The organism is Hylemonella gracilis ATCC 19624, assembly GCF_000211835.1.
Taxonomy (GTDB): Bacteria; Pseudomonadota; Gammaproteobacteria; order Burkholderiales; family Burkholderiaceae_C; genus Hylemonella; species Hylemonella gracilis.
The window spans coordinates 1-2,032 of sequence record NZ_AEGR01000026.1 but is presented as its reverse complement, the minus strand read 5'-3'; the positions used below and the strand labels follow the sequence as shown (position 1 = coordinate 2,032).

The window sequence follows — 2,032 nt, the reverse complement described above, 5'->3', positions numbered from 1 at the left end:
CTGCCCGCTGATCACCAGGCTGCCCGCGTCGATGCTGCTGCCTTGCCAGATGCTGGCCGTCTGCGTGGTGCTCGTCGTCGTCACTTCCGTCTGGGCGCAGGCGTTCGCGTAGAAGCCCATGGTGGAGGATGCACCGGCAGCCCCCGCGATGGACGCACTACTTGCGAGAACTGCGAAGAATCTGACGAGCAAGACAAGCCACATGATCACCAAGCACTGCGTGCGCTTCTCTTTAAGCCTCTGCCCAAAGCAAGCCAAGGGCGCCACCGGCGTGCAAGGCACCGTGCGCGCCGAGCCCATGACGATCCCCCAGGGCAAGGAAAAGTTCACTCTGCGCTTCGACTGCAAACCCTGCTAAATGCACGTCATGGGCAAGATCAAACCTTCGGTGATCAAGCGGCAGGAGCGGGAAGTGCCGTTGACGTTTTATCGGACGCGGCCTGGGATGTCGGTCTAGTTCACAGGTAAGTCGTTCACCTCGAACACAAAATTCAAGACAGGCTCCCTTTTGCGGCTTCAACTCCCCGGCGGCAACAGCGGGAACATAACCGGCGTCCCGCAATGCGGGCAGCTTTCTTGAAACTGTCGCCCGACTTTGTCCAGGTATGGCTTCAGGTTTTGCCGACACTTGAAGCACAGGTGGGTAGCATAGTCGTGCTCCAGCGGCGCACCTTCCTGGATGTCACGCCGTTTGAACTTGGCGAACCAACCGCTGCTTCGCAACGACCGGCGCAACGGATCGAAGCCGATCTCTCCTATGACCTGAAGCCCATCGGGATCGCAAAGGCTCAAGTGCTGCCCTACGCGCAAACGCACTTGATGCAGGCTGAGACTAGCCAGCGTCCCATAACCCGTTAGGTCGAGATGAACTTCGTCCGGCAAGGCAGGTGAAACCTCCAGGCAATTGAAGTCTGCATAGATCAGCATGAGGCGCTCCAACGGTGACGGCTACTTGTTCGGATTCTTAACAACATTTTTGAACAGATCGGCGGCCTGTTCCGCAGTGATCCCGGACACATTGGCGTGGTTACCGTGATCGTTGTCCACCTGGCCACCAGCTGCACGGATATCCCCGACAGTGGTCACGCCTACTTTTGTATGCGGAATATTCTGGGAAGCTGATGCGACTGAATCGCCGATTCCGGTGGAAATGCCGCTCAGATTGCCTGCAGCATCCGACGTCACACCGCGTCCGTTCTTGAATGCATCGGCAGTGCACGAGCCACCACGACATACGATGGTGGAGTCTGGGATGTCATTCCCTGCCCTCTCCGAACCTAGTGAATATTTTCCACTGCCCGTCGGAATCAGCCCTGTCATCGTCCCAAGCAAGGTCAAGCCAAGCCCAGCACCGGCCACCTGTTTCTGACCTTCTGCGCCGATGTCTAGAGAAAACTCCTCACTGTCGGAGCCCCAAGACCAGGCCGCAATCCCTACAGATGCTTGATTCTTCCATTCATCCACCGTATCCCCAAGAGTAGCGCTGTAAACCTGATTGGCTGCCTCGCCAATCACGTACTTCGCGACACCCCCGCTCATTAGGGATACCAAGCTCATTGCCTGATCTACTTGATCTTTAGGCAAGTCATTCAGTAGGTACTGAGCATCCCCCAGGGTGGAGACTGTTCGATCTGCGTAAGTTCTCTCTCCCGGTTTTGCGGTCACCACAACCGGATCCAGTTCCCCATCGGCCTTTTGCGCAACTGTGTTCTCCGTTTTCTCAGGCGGAGGATTACCTTCTTTCGCAGCCGCCGCTGCCCTCGCTTTCTCGGCTTCGAGCCCCTGATTCAATGCAGCAGCGTTGGTGATGAATTGGTCCAGTTGCTGCACCTCTTCAGACGAGAGGCCGTCAATCAGCATCTTGCGGTACAGCGCCTTGCCATCGGCGCCCAACGCCTCCTCGATTCCAGGCGGCAGCTCCTTGGTGTAGGCATACACGGTGTTCTTGATCAAGGAGAACACCTTGTTATCGATGGTCGCGCTAGCGTTCAAGCCCGCCGTCTGCTGGTCCAGCGTCGTGATCTGGGCTTCG

2 protein-coding genes and 1 pseudogene are annotated in these 2,032 nt (G+C 57.3%); 1 reads left to right on the top strand and 2 read right to left on the bottom strand.

The features are described 5' to 3' along the window. Positions 1-190: 190 nt before the first annotated feature. A pseudogene (locus HGR_RS16970) lies at positions 191-457 on the top strand (collagenase-like protease); the annotation flags it as partial. Between the two features lie 59 nt (positions 458-516). Here HGR_RS16970 and HGR_RS02035 read toward each other — a convergent pair. Continuing rightward, positions 517-927 carry a hypothetical protein gene (locus HGR_RS02035; protein WP_006296394.1) on the bottom strand — a complete coding sequence of 137 codons (411 nt, stop codon included), beginning with the start codon at positions 925-927 and terminating at the stop codon, positions 517-519. 21 nt (positions 928-948) lie between these two features. Then, the coding region (locus HGR_RS17490) for a hypothetical protein (RefSeq protein ID WP_006296393.1) at positions 949-2,032 on the bottom strand (1,084 nt) is incomplete at its 5' end.

Coding starts and splice junctions, on each gene's coding strand:
- HGR_RS02035 (WP_006296394.1), bottom strand. CDS start 927: ATGCTGATCTATGCAGACTTCAATTGCCTGGAGGTTTCACCTGCCTTG.